This window comes from Alteromonas sp. ABH4_453, assembly GCF_056160665.1.
In genome coordinates this window covers 445,089-464,578 of the sequence record NZ_JBSWXP010000001.1, presented here as the reverse complement: position 1 = coordinate 464,578, position 19,490 = coordinate 445,089, and the positions used below count along the sequence as shown (strand labels likewise).

Here is a 19,490-nt window from a genome sequence, read left to right as displayed (position 1 = left end):
CGTGGCAGATACCAATACTAATCAAGGTAAGCCCGCTTCTGCAAAGAGCGGCAAAAGTAAAACAGCAGTGTGGGGCGGCGTCGCTTTCTTACTGTTTGTTATTGCAGGGTTAGTATTTGGTGGACTGAAAGCAAACCAGTATTTGCAGGATGAACAGCAAATGCCGGTGCAGGTTATCGATTTTTCTGGTGATTATCAGCACATCGATATTACCAAGCTAGAGCGGTTAATACGCAAGGCACAGCCTGGAAGCTTTTTCGCGCTTGATGTCAACGAAGTATTTGAGCTTGTTGAAGCGCAGCCTTGGGTTTATCGCGCGTCAGTAAGAAAGAAATGGCCAAATACGTTAAAAATTTATTTGGTTGAGCAGCAGCCAGTTGCGCAATGGAATGAAGATTTGTTGTTAAACCCTTATGGCGATACGTTTAACGACGAAGGCGTGAAGTTAGACTTACCGCGCCTTTACGGCCCGGGTGGCAGTGAAAAAACCGCCCTTGAAGGCTACAACGCCATGCACGCGTTGATTGCGACGACGGATATGACGTTAGAAGAATTATCCTTAAGCGAACGATTTGCATGGCAGGTGCAGTTAAAAAACGGCATCAAATTGAATTTAGGACGTCAGGAGTTTATCGATAGGCTACAACGCTTTATTGATGTTTATCCACTTCTGGCGCAACAAGAGAAGGCGGTGAAATACGTCGACCTTCGCTATGACACGGGCGTAGCAGTCGGATGGAAAGACGACAGCGCCACAGATGAAGAGAGTTAAGGAAACCATGTCAAAACCTGCTGAACGCAATTTGATTGTAGGACTAGATATCGGCACCAGCCAGGTAAAGGCTGTGGTGGGTGAATTACTAGAAGATGATCAAATCAGTATTGTTGGCGTGGGCACCCATGCATCGAAAGGTATGGATAAAGGCGGCGTTAACGATTTGAACCTGGTGGTTAAATCTGTCCAGCGTGCAGTAAACGAGATGGAGTTAATGGCAGATTGCCGTGTGTCTTCAGTTTTTATGTCTATCTCGGGACGACACGTTAAGTGCCAAAATGAAAATGGCATGGTACCGATTAACAATCAGGAAGTAACACAAGAAGACGTAGATAACGTTATTCATGCAGCGCGCAGTGTGCCAATTGCAGCAGAACGTCGACTACTACACGTGTTACCACAAGAATTTACTATAGATGTGCAGGAAGGAATTAAGAACCCTATCGGCATGTCAGGAGTAAGAATGGAAGCGGATGCTCACATTATTACCTGTGCCGACGATATGGCGAAAAACATGGTGAAGTGTGTTGAGCGTTGTGAACTTAATGCCGATCAGCTGATCTTTTCAGCATTGGCATCAAGTTATGCGGTACTCACTGACGACGAGCGCGAGCTTGGCGTATGTGTGGTTGATATCGGTGGTGGTACTATGGATATGGTTATCTACACCGATGGCGCTATTCGCCACACGGCGGTAATACCGGTTGCGGGTAATCAAATTACTAGCGACATCGCTAAAATATTTAGAACGCCTATTAGCAATGCAGAAGAAATCAAGGTGAATTACGCCTGTGCATTGAAAGATATGGTGAGTATGGAAGACAGCATTGAAGTGCCTAGCGTAGGCGGCCGCCCAGCTAGAGTCATGTCTCGTCATACGTTAGCTGAGGTAATTGAACCTCGCTATCAAGAGCTTTTTGAGCTGGTACATGATGAAATTCGTGCCAGCGGTCTGGAAGAGCAAATCGCTGCAGGCCTTGTGCTTACAGGCGGTACCGCTAAGATGGAAGGTGCCGTGGAATTTGCCGAAGAACTTTTCCAGATGCCCGTGCGCGTGGGCAAACCCATCAACGTAAAAGGCTTGTCTGAATACGTTGATGACGCTGGATTTGCGACAGTCGTCGGACTGCTGCAATATGGCAAAGTACAATCTGACAATAAGAAGTCCAGTACGCAGAAGACCGGTGAAAGCTTATTTCATCGCGTGCAAAGCTGGTTTAAAGGTGAATTTTAATTTTATTTTGGGGGCGCTATAGCTACGGCATTAAGGCTAGCAGGAAGCAATTAGCCTAAGGGAATGACCTGGCGTAGTGTTTAAAAGACGTACAACCGGAGAGTAAGTATGTTCGAATTAATGGATAGTCACGGCGAAGAAGCCGTAATCAAAGTCATCGGTGTCGGTGGCGGCGGCGGCAATGCCGTTGAGCACATGGTGTCTCAAAGCATTGAAGGCGTAGAATTTATCGCAGTTAACACCGATGCACAGGTGCTTCGCAGCTCAAGTGCAGACGTTACACTTCAAATTGGCTCAAGTGTAACAAAAGGGTTAGGTGCGGGTGCTGATCCGAACATTGGTCGTGAAGCAGCACAAGAAGACAGAGAAACCATTCGTCAGGCGCTAGACGGTGCTGATATGGTTTTCATCACTGCCGGTATGGGCGGTGGTACAGGGACGGGCGCAGCGCCAGAAGTGGCAAAGATTGCGCGTGAAATGGGCATTCTTACGGTAGCAGTAGTTACCAAGCCATTCCCATTTGAAGGTAAAAAACGCACCTCGTTTGCGGAACAGGGCATTGTTGAGTTGTCTAACAACGTTGACTCGCTAATTACCATTCCTAATGAAAAGCTACTTAAAGTAATGGGCCCAGGCACGCCGCTTCTACAAGCGTTTAGCGCTGCAAACGATGTGTTACGTGGTGCAGTTCAAGGTATTGCAGAACTGATTACCCGTCCTGGTCTAATTAACGTTGACTTTGCAGACGTACGCACCGTTATGTCTGAGATGGGTAAAGCGATGATGGGTAGTGGCGCTGCAAGCGGTCCAGACCGAGCTGAAGAAGCTGCTGAATCCGCGATTGCCAGCCCGCTTCTTGAAGATATCGATTTGTCAGGCGCGCGCGGTATTCTTGTAAATATCACTGCGGGTCCAGATTTCGCTATCGACGAGTTTGAAACTGTGGGTAACGCCGTTAAAGCGTTTGCCTCAGAGAACGCCACAGTGGTTGTGGGTACAGTTATCGATATGGAAATGACAGACGAGCTTCGCGTAACGGTTGTAGCAACCGGTATTGGCGCAGAGCGCAAGCCTGACATTTCGCTAGTAAGCTCAGAAGGCTCTCGCCTAACACAGCCTGCAAAAGAATACGGTAACACGCAATCAAGTGAACCACGTTCTGCAGTAGGCGGTACAGAGGGCAATCAGGCGCTAAAGGCCGACGACAGTGCACAGCCAGAAAATGATTTGGAATATTTAGATATTCCTGCATTTCTTCGTAAGCAGGCAGACTAATTTAGCTGCCTGAAACGGAAGGGAATTATTTTACGTTTGTGTTGTCTTACTTAGTAAGGTGTATTTACACAACGTGATAAATTTCGCGTGGATAGGGTGAAAAAATGCGTAATCTGACAGGGTGAAACCTGCCAGAACGGGTGTTTTTTGACATGTGAGTAATAACTCACTATAATTCGCGCCCGCTTTTTTAACAGGTAAAAGCTTAAGCAGATGATTAGACAACGTACAATCAAGCAATCGGTACAAGAGACCGGAATTGGGCTTCATAAAGGGGAAAAGGTCACAATGACTCTCCGACCTGCGCCAGCAAACACGGGTATCGTGTTTAGGCGTGTTGACCTTGAACCACATGTTGACATACCTTCGCGTGCGAACGCGGTAGGTAATACCATGCTGTGTACGTGCCTAAACAACGAAGACGGTGTAACTATCCAAACGGTAGAGCACTTAGCGTCTGCGCTTGCGGGTTTAGGTATCGACAACATCATTGTTGAAGTAGACAGTAACGAGCTGCCAATTATGGACGGAAGTGCTAGCCCGTTCGTATTCTTACTTCAATCTGCAGGTGTTGAAGAATTAAACGCGCCTAAGCAGTTTATTCGTATTAAAAAGCCAGTTCGTGTTGAAGATGGCGATAAGTGGGCCGAATTAGTACCTTACGATGGCTTCCGTGTTGATTTTCAAATCGACTTTGACCACCCTGTGATCAGTCAAACTCGTCAGCACATGGTTATGGACTTTGATTCATGCTCGTATGTTAATGAGGTAAGCCGTGCTCGTACCTTCGGCTTCATGAGCGATTTAGAGTATATGAACGCTAATAATCTAGCGCTTGGTGGAAGCATGGAAAATGCTGTGGCGCTAGATGAGTTCCGCGTACTTAACCCTGAAGGGTTACGCTACGATGATGAATTCTTAAAGCACAAAATTTTGGACGCCATTGGTGATTTATACCTTGGCGGTCATAGTTTAATTGGTGAGCTGCGTGCTTATAAAACTGGGCACGGCCTTAACAACAAACTTTTAAATGCCGTTTTGGCACAGAAAGAGTGTTGGGAGTTTGTGACCTACGACTCGCAGGAAACGGCACCAATTCGCTACGCTCAACCGGCGTTAGCGTAGAAATTTAGAAAAGCCGCCTAACGGGCGGCTTTTTTTCATATGGCAATTACTGTAATAAATGATACAGTAGCCGAATAATTAATATAAATTTCACCCATTTGACAAAAAAACATAAGTTGAAGGTTGTCGCCTTTGGCTAAAAACACATTCATAGTGTTATAAAGTAATATGAAAAAGAATGGCGTGAAACAGCAATTTTCTTCGTGGTATGAAATTAACAATCACATTAGCAGGTAAAAACAAACGTTACAGGCACAGCATTAGTGTCCGTACGCTCGTGAGCGCGACCGTGCTCTCGTCTATTTTTATGCTAGTGTCGAGCCGTTCTACTGAATCTGTGTCGGAAGATGTTGCACGGGTTCGTTTAGCGCAAACTGAAGTCAGCGAAAAACAAAAAGACGTTGAAGCGCTAAAACAACAAACCACGATAAAACTAAAAGCCTTGCTTTCTCATGTTGCAGAGTTGTCTGCTCAGGCGTCGCTACTTGACGAGAAGGGCAAGCAAATCGCAACAGAATTAGGTATGTCAGCGGCTGACCTGGACGCTTTCGTACCGGTATCGATACCGGATAACCTTCAAGACGATCCCATCCTTCACGAAATAGCCAAACTAGAGCAATCACTCGATTTGAAGTCTCAACAGTTGTCTATGCTTGAAAGTTTGGTAAGGGGTCACCATATCAACGAACAGAGCCAATTATCTGGTCGTCCGATAGAGTCAGGGTGGTTGTCTTCTTATTATGGTATGCGGGCCGACCCGTTTACCGGCGAACCTACCATGCATAAAGGGCTAGACTTCGCAGGTAAAGCAGGAGAAAACGTAGTAGCGACCGCCGCAGGTATTGTGACCTGGGCGGGTGAGCGCTATGGCTATGGCCAACTAGTAGAAATTGATCACGGTGATGGCTATGTTACCCGCTATGGGCATAACGACACCCTTACTGTTTCAATAGGCGATGTGGTGACCAAAGGGGAGCCAATTGCAAAAATGGGCAATACGGGGCGCTCAACTGGCGTTCATGTCCACTACGAAGTAATAAGAAACGGAAAACCAATCGATCCTCTGCCTTTCGTTTACAAAAAGTAGACAAGGTAGCAGCCAGGTAATTCTCGTTGATGATGCCTTGTTAGTTAGGTCATTTGAAGCGAAGAAGCATAATTTAAGAACATCGCAGAACACAACGCATTTAATATTGTGTTTTATACGTTTAATTTAGCTGTGCACGATGTGCGGCGCCTCGACAAGTAGTGGAATATAAAAGCTAATGTTTTCAAGCATCCTTCGAAAAGTATTCGGTAGTAGAAACGACCGATTATTAAAAAAATTACGCAAAAACGTAGATGCCATTAATGCACTGGAAGCAGAATTTGAAAAGCTTTCCGATGAGGCGCTAAAGGCTAAGACAGACGAATTTAAAGCCCGTATCGAAAAAGGTGAAAGCCTGGATAGCATCCTTATTGAAGCCTTTGCTACGGTACGTGAAGCCAGTAAACGTGTTTACGGTATGCGTCACTTCGACGTGCAAATGCTTGGCGGTCAAGTACTGCACGAAGGCAAAATTTCGGAAATGCGTACCGGTGAAGGTAAAACCCTTACGGCTACTTTGCCAACTTATCTTAATGCCTTATCAGGTAAAGGTGTTCACGTTGTTACCGTGAACGACTACCTGGCGCGTCGTGATGCTGAGTGGAGCAATCAGTTATTCATGTTTTTAGGTATGCGTGTAGGCTGCAACGTACCGGGCATGTCACCTGAACAAAAGCGCGACGCTTACCAAGCAGACGTTACCTATGGAACCAACAACGAGTTTGGTTTTGATTACCTGCGCGACAATATGGCATTTAGCCCTCAAGATCGTGTTCAGCGCCCGCTTAACTATGCCGTAGTGGATGAAGTTGACTCCATCCTTATCGACGAAGCCCGTACGCCACTTATTATTTCTGGCCAGGCGGAAGATAGCTCAGAGTTATATCGCCGTATTAACGTCATCATTCCTAAGCTTGTTCAGCAAGAAAAAGAAGATGAAGAAGGCCAAGAGGGCGATGGTGACTACACGATTGACCTTAAAGCAAAGCAAATTCACCTTACCGAGCGCGGTCAGTTACACGTTGAAGACATACTTCACGAAGAAGGCTTATTGCCTGAAGGTGAGTCGCTGTTCGCTGCTGGTAATATCTCACTGCTTCACCATATTAACGCTGCGCTTCGTGCGCACAAGCTGTTCGCGAAAGACGTAGATTACATCGTTAAAGAAGATCAAATCGTTATTGTTGACGAGCACACCGGTCGTACGATGGAAGGCCGTCGCTGGTCTGAAGGCTTACACCAGGCAGTAGAAGCGAAAGAAGGGGTTCGTATTCAAAACGAAAACCAAACCCTTGCGTCAATTACCTTCCAGAATTACTTCCGCTTGTATAACAAGCTTGCGGGTATGACAGGTACAGCAGATACAGAAGCCTTCGAATTTAACCATATTTACGGTTTAGAAACGGTAGTTATCCCAACCAACCGCCCTATGCAGCGTAAAGATATGGCTGACCTTATCTACCTAACGGCAGAAGAAAAATACGAAGCCATTGTTGAAGACATTAAAGAGTGCGTAAAACGCGGGCAACCTGCGCTTGTGGGTACGGTGTCTATCGAAAACTCAGAACTTATTTCTCGCATTCTTAAGAAGTCGAAAATTCCTCATAAGGTACTTAACGCTAAGTTCCACGAACACGAAGCGGATATCGTTGCTCAGGCTGGTAAGCCAGGTGCGGTTACGATTGCGACTAACATGGCAGGCCGTGGTACCGATATCGTGTTAGGTGGTAACTGGCAGGCAGAAGTAGAGAAAATTGAAAATCCAACTGAAGCGCAAATCGAGAAGATCAAAGGCGAATGGAAAGAAAGCCATGACGCTGTGCTTGCCTCAGGCGGTTTACACATTATTGGTACAGAGCGTCACGAGTCTCGCCGTATCGATAACCAGCTTCGCGGTCGTTCGGGCCGTCAGGGTGACCCAGGTTCAAGCCGTTTCTACCTGTCATTAGACGATGCACTAATGCGTATCTTTGCCTCTGAAAAAATGGGCAATATGATGAAGCGTTTGGGTATGGAGCGTGGTGAAGCTATTGAGCACCCATGGGTAACGCGCGCCATTGAAAATGCACAGCGCAAGGTAGAAGGCCGTAACTTCGATATTCGTAAGCAGTTGCTTGAATACGATGATGTAGCCAACGACCAGCGTAAAGTTATTTACGAGCAGCGTAATGAGCTTCTAGATGAAGGTGATATTAGCGAGACTATCGCAGCTATTCGTGAAGATGTTATCTCAAGCGTTGTCGATGAGTACATTCCGCCACAATCTCTTGAAGAAATGTGGGATGTAAGCGGCCTTGAAGAGCGCATGCGAGCCGACTTCGCCGTAGACTTGCCAATCAAGACTTGGCTTGAAAACGACGACAAGCTTTACGAAGAGAAGCTTCGCGAGCGCATTCTTGGCGAAGTCGTTGACGCTTATAAGCAAAAAGAAGAAGTGGTAGGTGAACAAGTACTACGCCAGTTTGAAAAAGCGGTAATGCTTCAAAACCTAGACAGCCACTGGAAAGAGCATTTGGCAGCAATGGATCACCTACGCCAAGGTATTCACCTACGTGGCTATGCGCAGAAGAACCCTAAGCAAGAATACAAGCGTGAGTCATTTGCCTTGTTCTCGCAAATGCTAGAAGCGCTTAAAGTTGAAGTAATCACTATTCTTGCGCGTGTAAAAGTACAAGCTGAAGAAGACGTGCAAAAAGTAGAAGAGCAACGTCGTCAAGCTGACGATGTGCCTAAGAACTTTGAGCACGAAGAAGCGAGTGCGACGCCTGAAGAAGCAAGTGACAAAGTACGTACCCAAGTTCGCGAAGGCGCGAAAGTAGGCCGTAACGACCCATGTCCGTGTGGCTCTGGTAAAAAGTATAAGCAGTGTCACGGTAAGCTTAAGTAATGAAAGTTGTACATGTTGCTGTGGGCGTTATCGCCCGCGGCGATGAAATTTTTATTACCCTTCGCCCAGACAACGTTCACCAAGGCGGAAAATGGGAGTTTCCTGGCGGCAAAGTGGAAGAGGGTGAAACCGTTCTCCAGGCGCTGAAGCGAGAGCTTGCTGAAGAAGTTGGGATTATTGTGAACCGCAGCGAGCCTGTGATTGTGATCACCCATGATTATGGCGACAAGCAAGTTAAACTAGATGTTCATCGAGTGTGTGATTTTACCGGCGAGCCCCATGGCAAAGAAGGTCAACAATCTCGATGGGTAAATGTGAAAGCACTTAACGCCTCTGACTTTCCAGAAGCTAACGTTCCTATTATTAGCGCACTGCGGTGAATGCGATCTAAATAGCTACAAATCAAAGCGGCCAATTGGCCGCTTTTTTATTATACCGAAGTATAAACTCCTCATTTTCAAACATTCTCTCTTCGAAAAAAATCACGCCTCTAGCCAGGTTATTAGACTTTTGTACTTTGACAAAATTGCCATTCTCGCCTTGCACACTTTCTGATATATAAGCTTTTGTTTTTATATAAACAATAGTTGTTAACGGCATTTGAGACATTCGTGACATTTTTTGGTTGGCAGGTGTAAGTGGTTGTGTTGCGTACTCATCTTCATATAAACGTATTCTGATTTATACTTGAAGGGGGTGAATTTTAACCGATATTTAACAGGTGATTTATTGCCATCTATATATCGAGGTTAACTATGGCGCTCAAGAAAACATCAGACCCAGTCGCTGCACCTACCGTTCAAGTGGATGCGAAAATGAGAAAAGAAGCTGAAGAGCAGCGCCGAAAAGCACGAACGCTGGCAAGGCAGCAACAAGCCGCGGAGCGTGTGGCATCCGCTACGACCGAATTAGTTAGCGGTGTGAATCAAGCTTCTAGCGCAACAGATCAACTATCAACTGCGGTAAACGAGATAGCGGCGGGGGCTGAGGAATCAAGTAGTGCCAGCCAAGAAAGCTTAGCGGCTGTGACGCAAATATCGGGCGGCCTGGTTGCGCAGCTTGAGCTTGCAGGCGCAACCATGGATAAAACCAATGAACTACAAACGTTTTTAGAACGTGTAGTCGGAGATCTGGGCACCATGATGACCAGCGTTAAAACGGCTTCAGAACATCAATCTCGTTCGGTCGTGATGATGAGCGAGTTAGAACAACAGGCTTCTAACATTGGCGAGGCCGTTAAACAAGTAACGCGCATTGCTGATCAAACCAATCTTCTTGCCCTTAATGCTGCTATCGAAGCCGGTCGTGCCGGTAAGCATGGTAAGGGCTTTGCTGTAGTGGCTGACACGGTGCGTGCCCTCGCTGAGGTGTCTGACAAAAGCGCTGCCGACATCGCTAAGCAAATTGAAAAAATTCAGGAACAATCAAATCTAGTATCTGATGCTGTTAAGTCTTCATCAGAAGCCGCACTTGAAGAGGTTACTAAAGGTGAAGCTGTTACCGAGCAATTAGTCACTATCAAAGATGATATGAAATCGATTGCTGATGGAGCTGAAGAGCTTCAAGCACAAGTTAAATCGATGGATGGCGCAGCCAAAGAAATTCAACAAGGCTCTGAAACTATCTCTTGCGCAGCGGATGAACAATCTACGGCAGCGCAAGAAGTATCTTCCAACGTATCTGAACAGAGCGTTGCATTATCACAGGCGGAACAAGCAGCTCAGTCGTTAGAGCTTATAACCGAAGAGTTAAAAAATAGCACCGATATAAATAAAAGCGCTGAAGAAGTGGCATCTTCTGCAGAGGAATTATCGGCAACGCTAGAAGAGATTAATCGCTCCTCTGGCGAGATTATGACAGCGCTAACTCAGGTGAACAATGGGTCGCAACAAGCAGCGAGTTCGGTAGATCAAGCCGTCGGTAATATTGACTTATTGCGTGAGGGTGTTGATAGGGCGTCATCTCAGTGCGATGTAGCACTAGAAAAAGGTAATGCAATAACGGCACTCTTGAAAGAGAACCGTGCCCTTATCGAAGGCATGGTAGGTGGTATCAATTTAGCACTTGAAACCAGTAAAGAGAATGTAAGTGCTATTAACGAGATGGAATCCATGACTCGCCAAATTGACAAGGTCATCGATACTATTACAACGGTTTCGGTTAAAACCAGCATGCTCGCGGTAAATGGCGCTGTCGAGGCAGCGAGAGCGGGTGAGTATGGTAAAGGTTTTGCGGTTGTTTCAGCTGACATTCAAAGCTTAGCCGACGAAGCAGCCGAAAATGTAGAACAAATAAAAGACCTCATAAAAGCCATTCAAGACCAAACGGTTAGTGTTAAAACGGACCTAACCAACGTAGCTGAAAGCGCATCACGAGAAGTGATGAAGGCGGTACAAACAACCAAAGACGTTGAAAGGGTAGCCGCCGATATTTCAGAGGTAGTGGAGTATAACCAAGCGATGAAGGATCGCGGTGAGGAAATTGCTGCAGGCGTAACACAAGCTCAGAAAGGCCTCGAACAGATAGCCGCTGCCAACGAGCAGGCAAGCAGCAACTGTCAGCAAGCACTCAATGCAGCTGAGCAACAGAGTAAAGGCATGGAAATCCTTGCAAAATCTATCGAAGAAATTGCCTCGGTAGCAGATGAAATGCAAAACGGCTAACGGTTCACCTTGTCAGAGGAGTCTTTCTTATGACTGATGTTTCAAATGTAGAAAGTACCGAAAATCTTCAGGACGACACGAGTGACGGTGAACAGCAATTCGTTTCCTTTCTTGTGAATGAAGAGCGTTTTACTTTTCCGATGCACTCTGTAGGCGAAATAATACGGGTTCCTACTGTGGTGTCGGTGCCACTTGGACCTGCTCAAATGATTGGGTTAGCCAACCTAAGAGGCAATGTTTTACCTGTATATGATCTAAGCATGATTTTGCTGGGTGTAAGCTCACAAATTACCGATGTGACTCGCGTGGTAGTTGTAGAATCGGAACTCGGTAGCGTTGGGTTTATGGTTGACCGAGTACTGAAAGTATTTGGGGTGCCAAATGATACGGTAATTGATAAAAAATCGATGACCGAATCTATCGCCTATGAATACATGCAGGGCATTATCAAGCAAGATGACCAGCCAGTAGAACAAATACTCGATGTTTCGTCTTTAGCCAGAGCACAAGCGGTAACAAAGCAGGATGGTAATACGATGCAACTGTCGGGAATGCATCACATAGACAGTGACGACGAGATTGTTGAATCAGATGATCATAGCCTGCAGCAACTGGTTTGCTTTTCTCTTGAAGATCAAGAGTTCGCATTTCATTTACAAGATGTAGAAGAAATTGTTCGTGTACCCAGTGAAATTTCTCAACTACCAGAAAGTGCACCATCAGTGCTAGGGCTAGTGAATTTGCGAGGTCGAATAATTCCCATCGTCGATTTAGCAAACTGCATTGGCATGGTCCATACGCAAATTAATGAGGCCTCACGTATTGTCATTGCTCAGAACAGCGACTTCGGCAGCGTAGGGTTTGTTGTTGCCAAAGTAAGCAATGTGGTTTCCATTTCTGAAAGCGAACTAGAGACCGTGCCTTCTGTCTGCAATGACGGCGCTGAGTCAGGGGTTCTTGAAGCAGTGTACAGAAGCGATGGCGGCAAGCGTCTGGTATCTATAATAAACCTAAACAATGTCTACAGCCGAGCGCTCATGACAGCGTTGAGTTCGCTGGATGAAGGCATAAAGCAGGAGTCACAGATGAGCGAGAATAACGAGGGCGCCATCAATGAAGATGATTGCGAGCAATACGTCATATTCTGGATTAATGGTCAGGAATATGGCGTAAGCATTGATGACACCCAAGAAATAACCCGAGTACCTGAAAAGCTAGAGAGCATTCCAAGTACCCCCGATTATTTAAGAGGGATTGTAAATCTGCGTGGCACGGTGCTACCTGTCATCGACTTAAGAAGTCGTCTAGGCATTCCAAGCAGTGAATCATCTGAACGGCAGCGAATTGTTGTGTTAACGAAGGATAAGCAGCGCACTGGCTTCATTGTTGATGGCGTAGCAGAGGTAAAAACTGTGGTCAAGCAAACCATTGAAACAGCGCCTTCGTTGTCAGAAATGCAGTCTGAATTTTTAAGTCGATTAATAAAATTAAACGACGAAAAGCGCATTATTCAAATTATAGAGCCGAACGTTTTGTTAAATGATAACGCCGTGGCTCAAGCGCAGGCGCAATGCTAGTTAAGTAGGCTATCTTACTTGGTTGATTAATAGGAGAAGCTATGTCGGTAAAGGTACTTGCGGTGGATGACTCTGCGTTAATGCGCAAACTCTTTACTCAATTGTTTGAAAAAGAGGGGTTCATTGTCCAGGTTGCAAGAAACGGTGAAGAAGCCCTTTCTAAAGCGGTCGAGTTTAAACCCGATTGTATAACGCTTGATATTAATATGCCTGTGATGGACGGTATGACATGTTTGGCCTTATTAAGAAACTTGTATCCATGTCCTACTATTATGGTTTCTTCGCTAACGCAAAAAGGTGCGGCTATTACTCTTGAAGCATTAGCATTAGGCGCCAGCGACTTTGTACTGAAAACAGGGGGCACTGTTAGCCGAGACATTTCCGACATCGAAACGCCTTTAATCAACAAAATAAATGCGTTAGCAAAGACGGGAAGGGCACAGCGCCCCACTATCAAGGCGCCCCCCGTCGTAAAGCAGCGTGTGGTGAGGAACAATAAAAGCACGCCCTTTGAAATTGTAATGATAGGCGTCTCAACTGGCGGGCCGCGAAAGCTGGAACACCTAGTAACGAATATATCGCCCACATTTCCAGCACCCATTGTGATTTCACAGCATATGCCAGCTTCGTTTACCCAAGCATTGGCCAAGCGACTCGATGGCTTAAGTCCGCTAACAGTTGTCGAAGTTGACTCAAGAATGATTCTTGAAGCGGGCAAAATCTACTTGGCGAAGGGCGATGCTGATTTAGCTTTTTCCAAAGCGGGTGCGGATATTCACGTTCGCCCTGTACCGGCGAGTCCCAGCTTTTTATGGCACCCCAGTGTCGATCGTATGGTCGATAGCGCACTGAATTGCTATGAACCACTCGCCATGCTGTGTGTACAGCTAACTGGAATGGGCAGCGATGGCGTAGCTGCAATGAGCAAAGCATACAAAGGTGGTGCTACAACAATTGCCGAGAGTGAAGCAACAGCTGTTGTATTCGGTATGCCAAAAGAACTGATAGAGGCCGGCTGCGCTAGTCATGTATTAGACAGTCCTAAAATAGTGTCAAAGTTGAATGCACTTTGTCGATAACAGGAGCAAGTGTTATGGGTTTAAAAAAGAAATCAAACGCCAGTGACGACATAGTAATTCAACAAGAAGAAAAGCGCAGTGCTCAACGAACGCCACAGCAGCTGGTAGCTGATTTAGCCTCCCCAGACAGCAGCGTAAGGCGCTGGGCCGTGCGGGATTTAAGCGGTGAAGAAAATGCGCACAAGGCCTTTTTAGCGCGACTACCGGCAGAAAATGACCCTACCGTTATCGAAGCATTATTTAGTGCGCTTGAGCACAATATGACGGATGCCGATGCATCTCAACTAATAGGCATGTTGAAGAGCGAACAAGTACAATTGCGTAACGGTGCTATTGAAATTATGCAACAAAACCCTGATTTGTTCGCACACAATGTGCATAAACTTATGCAAGATGATGACCCAGATACGCGTATTTTTTGTGTAGACATTATTGGCGCAGTAGCACACCCCGATGCGTTAAATTGGCTGCATCATATTGCACTTAATGACGACAATGAAAATGTTGTGGGTACAGCTTTAGACAAGCTTGCAGAAGTATCTGATAGCTCTACCCATGAAATATTGCAAACTGTTGAAAGCCGTTTTCCTAATCATGCCTACATTTCTTTTGTCATTAGCCTAATTCGAAATCAATTAGGGAGTGCGTAATGACTCCAGAAACGTTGGAAAAAATTGCTGTTGCTGATTTCGAGCGCTTTCGGTCGATGTTTTACCGAAAAACCGGGATCCATTTTGAAAATTCGAAACGTTATTTTGTTGATAAACGTCTACACGAGCGAATGAAAGCTACGGGGCACACTAACTTCAAAAGTTATTTTACCTTTATGCGGTTCCAAGCGTCGGGTGAAGAGTTTCAAAACCTAGTCAACGCAATGACAGTGAATGAAACCTACTTTTTCCGCGAAGAGTACCAATTTGATGCAATGACACGCTATATCATGGATGAGCTCGATAGTTATCGCCCACCTGGAGAAGACTTACGGATTTGGTCGGTGCCTTCAAGTACGGGCGAAGAGCCGTACTCTATAGCAATTCATCTTATAGAAAACTGGAAAGGGCTAGCTCATCGAGATGTAGAGATTGCGTCTTCAGATATTGACAGCAATGTTCTAGCGTCTGCTAAAAAAGGGCTTTATTCAAAGCGCTCGGTGCAGAACATTCCAACCGCGTTGGTAAAAAAGTACTTCATAGAAACCAACGGCCAATTTCAGCTATGTGACGACATAAGAGAATCGGTTTCATTTTCGCTAGCCAATATTCTATCAGGTACAAACATGAAGGGGTTTCGACATTTTGACTTGGTATTTTGCCGAAATCTGCTCATTTATTTCGACGATGAGTCGCGCAAAAAAGCAGCACATGTATTGTTTGATGCGATGAAGCCGGGAGGCTACATCTTTTTAGGTCATAGTGAGTCAATGAGCCGTATATCGTCTATGTTTAAAGTGCGTAAGTTCGGTGATGTTATTGCCTACCAAAAGCCACTTGCAGGAGGGGCGTAACATGAAAACGGTAATGATAGTTGACGATGCGTCTACAGTCAGAATGTTTCATAAAATGCTGGTATCTTCGGACGATCGCGTCGTAGAAGAAGCTGAAAATGGTGTGGAAGCGCTGGAAAAAGCCATTGGCACACCTATCGATTTGTTTTTGGTCGATGTGAATATGCCGAAAATGGACGGTTACCGACTCTGTAAAGAAATACGGCAAAACGAGCTTTTGCGCGCTGTTCCCATCATCATGATAAGTACAGAGTCTGCGACTCAAGACGCGCAACGAGCCTATCAATGCGGTGCAAATTTCTACATGACTAAGCCTGTGGACGCTGACTCACTTAAGTCTGTGGTTAGCGCGGTATTAGGAGGTAGCTAATGAGTGAACTACTCGACGTATTTATCGGTGAGTCTCGAGAGAACCTAGAGTCTGCAAGCCAAGAACTTATTGAGATACAGGCCTCTGGCCCATCATCGGACAAAGTGGACAAAATCTTCAGAGATTTACACACTATCAAAGGTTCGTCAGACTTATTCGATATAAAACCACTAACGCGTTTGGCTCATGCCGCGGAAGATTTGCTAGACAGCGTGCGATCTAAAGAGGTTGATTACAACGACGAAATTGGTGACCTACTTCTCGAGGCGCTAGACCAGATATCTATGTGGTTTGATGAGCTAGAAAATGGAACTCAAAAGCTTGCTGAATGGCAGCCAATCTCTGGCGATTTAAGTGCACAACTGAGAGCCTTCATCGACCCATCTCAAGCTGGTGCAAATACAGCTAAGCAAGACACTGTCACTCACGCTGATAGCAGTACCAACGAAATCGTTGATTCAGTAGCCACTGCGCTTGAAGCGTTCGATGACAATGCGGATATAGCGTTATTATCGAAAAGCGCATCATCGGAACTGTATGTCATGGAATATACGCCTGATGAAGGTTGCTTTTTTCGCGGTGAGGACCCTGTGAATGTCGCACTGGCGCTGCCGGGTTTGCGCGCGTTCGAAATCAACGCGCCCGCGATGGCCGCTGATGCCGATGTTTATCAATGTGTTTTAAAAATAACGGCCCTTGGCGAGGCGAGCGAAGACGCTGTTGTGACGCATATGGCCTATTATGAAGGTCAGTATAAACTACATAAGCTTACTCAGCAGGCGCTTAAATATCGCTGTAAAGACAAGATTCTCGATAGCGTGGCGCAGCTTAATGATGAAGCGTTAAATGAGGCTTTAAAAACGGCTCGTGAGACTGGTGATACCAATATGCTGCAGTCGACCGCTGGGCTTTTACTAGCGTCGCAAACACACGCTATGCCAACAAAAGCGGTGTTGTCATTTCTATCATCTGATCACGATCTTACGTTTCTTGATGACGACAAACAAGTCGGCGGTCCAGAGGGCTCTGTGGACGACCCGGCCAGCGGTGCTATTGAGCCTGGTAAAGAGGGCTTATTACCACATGAAAAAGAGTTATTAACGCAACAATTAGCATTGATCAACTCTGAAGGCTATAACGCAGAATTTATGTTTCCTTCAATTTCGATGCTTGTCGGCAATGTGCTAAAGCAAACATTCAGCGATGAAGCGGAGCTAATAAGCGCAATTAATGTTGCGATAGAAGACGCGTCAAACGACACCGCTGAAGAGCAGGACATTGTTGTTGAAACTACCGACACGACAAACGAAATAGAGACGCAGACAGCAGAAGAAGAGACTTCTCAACCGGCTAAAGCTGAACGACAAGCCGTCAAGATGCTCAAAGTCGACCAAAGCAAAATTGACTATTTAATGGACATAGTCGGCGAACTAACGGTTGCAAAAAATTCACTTCCTTATTTGGCGAAGCAAGCTGAAGAAGAAGGTGGAAGTAAAAAGCTTAGCAAACAGATAAAAGCGCATTTTTCAATTGTTAATCGTTTAACCGAGTCATTGCAAAGTGCAGTATTGCAGATACGAATGGTGCCGGTTTCTCATGTTTTCCAGCGCTATCCAAGGTTGGTCAGAGATTTATCGAGAAAACTCGACAAAAAAATCGAACTTTGTATGCAGGGTGAAGACACCGAGTTCGATAAAAATTTAATTGAGTCTTTATCTGAGCCTCTCATTCATCTACTGCGCAATAGCATTGACCATGGTATTGAATCACCCGAAGACAGAATAGAGGCGGGAAAGCCTGAAACTGGGCGTATTGATTTAATTGCTACTCCCCTTGATGACAGTGTCATTATTGAAATACGTGACGATGGAAAGGGCATTGATCCCCATAAAATTAAGCTTCTCGCTTTTCAAAAAGGCGTAATAACGGAATCTCAGCTTGAGAGCATAGATGATAATGAGGCACTTCAGCTGATTTTCGCCGCAGGGTTTTCTACCAGTGAACAAGTGTCGGACCTGTCCGGTCGAGGGGTGGGCATGGACGCAGTAAAAACCATGGTAAGTCAGGCAGGCGGTACTATAGAGATGCATAGTGAGGTTGGCGTAGGCTCTACGTTCAAGTTGCTTCTTCCTCAGACTATGTCAGTGAATCGCGTCATGATGTTTGAAGTAAACGATCAAATGTTTGGCGTAAGTATGGATGCGGTAGTAGAGACGGTGAAAGTTCCTACACAGGACATTCAGCGAATTCGCAATGAAAACGTGTTGGTGATACGCGATAAATTAATACCGCTTTGTAATTTGCGAAATGCGCTCGGGTTCGAACCTGACGACGGTAAAGAGGAACACTCGGTATTAGTTGTGTCAACGCCGCAGGGCGAGTTTGGACTTATTATTGATAAGTTTCATGAAGGTATTGACGTTATTCAAAAACCCCTTGAAGGCGTCCTTGCTGGCTACTCCCATTTCTCAGGTACAGCATTGCTTGGAGATGGAAGGGTATTGCTCATAATTAATGTGCAGGAGGTTTTATCCACATGCCTGTAACGTACAAGAAAAAAGTAGCAGTGCTTACTGGGCATTGTGAAATTGAAGAGGCCGAAACCCTATTTAGTTGGCTGACAGAGGACGCCTCGCGACAGTTGAACTTGAAGACGTTAACAACAGCACATACTGCAGTTTTCCAAGTGCTACTGTGCTTACGACCAAAGGTTAGTGTACAGCCCGAATCGTCAGAACTATATTGGATAGTAGAAATGCTTCAATCAGACAACAATAAAGTGTGGTGTGAATGAGAGTGATCACGGTTGCGAATCGCAAAGGTGGGACAGCAAAGACTACTACAGTGGTCAACCTTGCTTTTGGTTTGGCGCAACATGGCAACCGTGTTTTAGTTCTGGATTTAGATAATCAAGGGCACGTGATGCAAGGCTTGACGGCGCTTGGCACTGAGTCGCAAAACATCATAACCACCATGCCTCTTAAAGGCTTTTTTACTTCGGTTGTTAAATGTAGTGAAAAAATATACGCCACCAATGTCGACACCACGCGCGCAAACACTAACGATGATATTGCATTAGACGCTATCCGTTTGTGGTGCGATAGCGACCAAGTATCGACGTATTTCGATATCGTTATTATCGACACGCCGCCAACGCTAAGCTCTCAGCTAATGGCAGCACTGTCCGCCGCTACGGATATCATTATACCTGCTACGCCAATGCCACTTGCAAGCGACGGTGTACAAAAGCTGTTAAATGCGTGTCGCAAGGCCATGGCAGAGCGCAAGTTTAGAGCGACAAGCTTAACCATTTTGCCGGTAATGGTAGAGCAAAACTTAAAGCTACATCGCCAAGAATTGAGCAACTGGTACGGCCGCTATGGTCGAAATAAAGTGCTTAGTCCAATACATAAAAACATAACATTAGCCGAAGCATTCGCAAAAAAAAAGCCGGTATTTGCCTATGCGCCTCACAGTCGTGGAGCTCGAGACTATACTGAATTGTGTAAACAGTTAATCGGCTATAAACAAGAGGTAATGCAATGAGCGCAATACACTTAGTAGATGATTCAGCAACAATGCTGATGAGTATGGAAATGCTGCTAAAGCGGGCAGGCTATACGGTAACAAAGTCAGAAAGTGCGGAGGCGGCTATGACAGCGCTTGAATCAATATCGCCCAAGTTGATTATTACTGACCTAAACATGCCAGGTATGAATGGTATCGAGCTAATAAAAACATTGAAGCAGCAATCGAAATTTAGATTTACCCCCATGTTGATGTTAACTACGGAATCGCAGCAAAGTCGTCGAGAAGAAGCGAAAGCTGCTGGTGCTACAGGCTGGCTTGTCAAACCCGTCGAGCCAGAGCAATTGTTAGGTGTAGTAAAGCAGTTGGTACCAGCTGCATAAGGT

The 19,490-nt window shown here is 45.6% G+C and carries 17 protein-coding genes; all 17 read left to right on the top strand.

Annotated features, from left to right (window positions below; genetic code table 11):
• Window position 1 precedes the first annotated feature (1 nt).
• The 17 genes from ACXAGV_RS01970 to ACXAGV_RS01890 all read left to right on the top strand — a co-directional run bounded on the left by ACXAGV_RS01970 (window position 2) and on the right by ACXAGV_RS01890 (window position 19,487).
• Window positions 2-772 carry a cell division protein FtsQ/DivIB gene (locus ACXAGV_RS01970; protein WP_168476786.1) on the top strand — a complete coding sequence of 257 codons (771 nt, stop codon included), beginning with the start codon at window positions 2-4 and terminating at the stop codon, window positions 770-772.
• A gap of 7 nt (window positions 773-779) precedes the next feature.
• Window positions 780-2,009: a cell division protein FtsA gene (ftsA, locus tag ACXAGV_RS01965; protein ID WP_014980043.1), complete on the top strand. Its 1,230-nt coding sequence runs from the start codon at window positions 780-782 to the stop codon at window positions 2,007-2,009.
• A 108-nt stretch (window positions 2,010-2,117) separates the two neighbouring features.
• Entirely contained in the window at window positions 2,118-3,284 is a 1,167-nt protein-coding gene (gene ftsZ / locus ACXAGV_RS01960) for a cell division protein FtsZ (RefSeq protein ID WP_474871411.1), read from the top strand.
• Between the two features lie 213 nt (window positions 3,285-3,497).
• Window positions 3,498-4,409, top strand: a complete 912-nt coding sequence (lpxC, locus tag ACXAGV_RS01955; protein WP_334056746.1) for a UDP-3-O-acyl-N-acetylglucosamine deacetylase — start codon at window positions 3,498-3,500, stop codon at window positions 4,407-4,409.
• Between the two features lie 208 nt (window positions 4,410-4,617).
• Window positions 4,618-5,496, top strand: coding sequence for a peptidoglycan DD-metalloendopeptidase family protein (locus tag ACXAGV_RS01950; RefSeq protein ID WP_461851567.1), 879 nt, complete (start codon window positions 4,618-4,620; stop codon window positions 5,494-5,496).
• A 178-nt stretch (window positions 5,497-5,674) separates the two neighbouring features.
• Window positions 5,675-8,383 (top strand): preprotein translocase subunit SecA, encoded by a 2,709-nt coding sequence (gene secA, locus ACXAGV_RS01945; protein WP_474871408.1) that lies wholly within the window; start codon window positions 5,675-5,677, stop codon window positions 8,381-8,383.
• On the top strand, window positions 8,383-8,763 hold the full coding sequence (gene mutT, locus ACXAGV_RS01940) for an 8-oxo-dGTP diphosphatase MutT (RefSeq protein WP_474871406.1): 381 nt from the start codon (window positions 8,383-8,385) through the stop codon (window positions 8,761-8,763). The genes secA and mutT overlap by 1 nt, the downstream gene beginning before the upstream one ends.
• A 375-nt stretch (window positions 8,764-9,138) precedes the next feature.
• Window positions 9,139-11,046 carry a methyl-accepting chemotaxis protein gene (locus ACXAGV_RS01935; protein WP_474871404.1) on the top strand — a complete coding sequence of 636 codons (1,908 nt, stop codon included), beginning with the start codon at window positions 9,139-9,141 and terminating at the stop codon, window positions 11,044-11,046.
• Between the two features lie 29 nt (window positions 11,047-11,075).
• Window positions 11,076-12,623 carry a chemotaxis protein CheW gene (locus tag ACXAGV_RS01930; protein WP_474871402.1) on the top strand — a complete coding sequence of 516 codons (1,548 nt, stop codon included), beginning with the start codon at window positions 11,076-11,078 and terminating at the stop codon, window positions 12,621-12,623.
• 41 nt (window positions 12,624-12,664) lie between these two features.
• Window positions 12,665-13,702 carry a chemotaxis-specific protein-glutamate methyltransferase CheB gene (cheB, locus tag ACXAGV_RS01925; protein WP_474871400.1) on the top strand — a complete coding sequence of 346 codons (1,038 nt, stop codon included), beginning with the start codon at window positions 12,665-12,667 and terminating at the stop codon, window positions 13,700-13,702.
• Window positions 13,703-13,716: 14 nt separating this feature from the next.
• Window positions 13,717-14,352 carry a HEAT repeat domain-containing protein gene (locus tag ACXAGV_RS01920; RefSeq protein ID WP_474827277.1) on the top strand — a complete coding sequence of 212 codons (636 nt, stop codon included), beginning with the start codon at window positions 13,717-13,719 and terminating at the stop codon, window positions 14,350-14,352.
• Entirely contained in the window at window positions 14,352-15,206 is an 855-nt protein-coding gene (locus ACXAGV_RS01915; protein ID WP_334049715.1) for a CheR family methyltransferase, read from the top strand. Before ACXAGV_RS01920 ends, ACXAGV_RS01915 begins: the two co-directional genes overlap by 1 nt.
• Before the next feature lies 1 nt (window position 15,207).
• Window positions 15,208-15,576, top strand: a complete 369-nt coding sequence (locus tag ACXAGV_RS01910) for a response regulator (RefSeq protein WP_039218627.1) — start codon at window positions 15,208-15,210, stop codon at window positions 15,574-15,576.
• Window positions 15,576-18,122 carry a chemotaxis protein CheA gene (locus ACXAGV_RS01905; RefSeq protein WP_474871398.1) on the top strand — a complete coding sequence of 849 codons (2,547 nt, stop codon included), beginning with the start codon at window positions 15,576-15,578 and terminating at the stop codon, window positions 18,120-18,122. Before ACXAGV_RS01910 ends, ACXAGV_RS01905 begins: the two co-directional genes overlap by 1 nt.
• Window positions 18,113-18,370, top strand: a complete 258-nt coding sequence (locus ACXAGV_RS01900) for a hypothetical protein (RefSeq protein WP_039218621.1) — start codon at window positions 18,113-18,115, stop codon at window positions 18,368-18,370. The genes ACXAGV_RS01905 and ACXAGV_RS01900 overlap by 10 nt, the downstream gene beginning before the upstream one ends.
• Complete coding sequence (locus ACXAGV_RS01895) at window positions 18,367-19,122, top strand: ParA family protein (RefSeq protein WP_474871396.1); 756 nt, start codon at window positions 18,367-18,369, stop codon at window positions 19,120-19,122. Before ACXAGV_RS01900 ends, ACXAGV_RS01895 begins: the two co-directional genes overlap by 4 nt.
• Window positions 19,119-19,487 (top strand): response regulator, encoded by a 369-nt coding sequence (locus tag ACXAGV_RS01890; RefSeq protein ID WP_474871394.1) that lies wholly within the window; start codon window positions 19,119-19,121, stop codon window positions 19,485-19,487. Before ACXAGV_RS01895 ends, ACXAGV_RS01890 begins: the two co-directional genes overlap by 4 nt.
• Window positions 19,488-19,490 lie beyond the last annotated feature (3 nt).

Excerpts from the sequence above, each read along its gene's own strand:
- ftsZ (WP_474871411.1), top strand. The coding sequence starts at position 2,118 with ATGTTCGAATTAATGGATAGTCACGGCGAAGAAGCCGTAATCAAAGTC.
- cheB (WP_474871400.1), top strand. The coding sequence starts at position 12,665 with ATGTCGGTAAAGGTACTTGCGGTGGATGACTCTGCGTTAATGCGCAAA.
- ACXAGV_RS01905 (WP_474871398.1), top strand. The coding sequence starts at position 15,576 with ATGAGTGAACTACTCGACGTATTTATCGGTGAGTCTCGAGAGAACCTA.
- lpxC (WP_334056746.1), top strand. The coding sequence starts at position 3,498 with ATGATTAGACAACGTACAATCAAGCAATCGGTACAAGAGACCGGAATT.
- ftsA (WP_014980043.1), top strand. The coding sequence starts at position 780 with ATGTCAAAACCTGCTGAACGCAATTTGATTGTAGGACTAGATATCGGC.
- ACXAGV_RS01930 (WP_474871402.1), top strand. The coding sequence starts at position 11,076 with ATGACTGATGTTTCAAATGTAGAAAGTACCGAAAATCTTCAGGACGAC.
- ACXAGV_RS01900 (WP_039218621.1), top strand. The coding sequence starts at position 18,113 with ATGCCTGTAACGTACAAGAAAAAAGTAGCAGTGCTTACTGGGCATTGT.
- mutT (WP_474871406.1), top strand. The coding sequence starts at position 8,383 with ATGAAAGTTGTACATGTTGCTGTGGGCGTTATCGCCCGCGGCGATGAA.
- ACXAGV_RS01910 (WP_039218627.1), top strand. The coding sequence starts at position 15,208 with ATGAAAACGGTAATGATAGTTGACGATGCGTCTACAGTCAGAATGTTT.
- ACXAGV_RS01935 (WP_474871404.1), top strand. The coding sequence starts at position 9,139 with ATGGCGCTCAAGAAAACATCAGACCCAGTCGCTGCACCTACCGTTCAA.
- ACXAGV_RS01895 (WP_474871396.1), top strand. The coding sequence starts at position 18,367 with ATGAGAGTGATCACGGTTGCGAATCGCAAAGGTGGGACAGCAAAGACT.
- ACXAGV_RS01950 (WP_461851567.1), top strand. The coding sequence starts at position 4,618 with ATGAAATTAACAATCACATTAGCAGGTAAAAACAAACGTTACAGGCAC.
- ACXAGV_RS01920 (WP_474827277.1), top strand. The coding sequence starts at position 13,717 with ATGGGTTTAAAAAAGAAATCAAACGCCAGTGACGACATAGTAATTCAA.
- secA (WP_474871408.1), top strand. The coding sequence starts at position 5,675 with ATGTTTTCAAGCATCCTTCGAAAAGTATTCGGTAGTAGAAACGACCGA.
- ACXAGV_RS01890 (WP_474871394.1), top strand. The coding sequence starts at position 19,119 with ATGAGCGCAATACACTTAGTAGATGATTCAGCAACAATGCTGATGAGT.
- ACXAGV_RS01915 (WP_334049715.1), top strand. The coding sequence starts at position 14,352 with ATGACTCCAGAAACGTTGGAAAAAATTGCTGTTGCTGATTTCGAGCGC.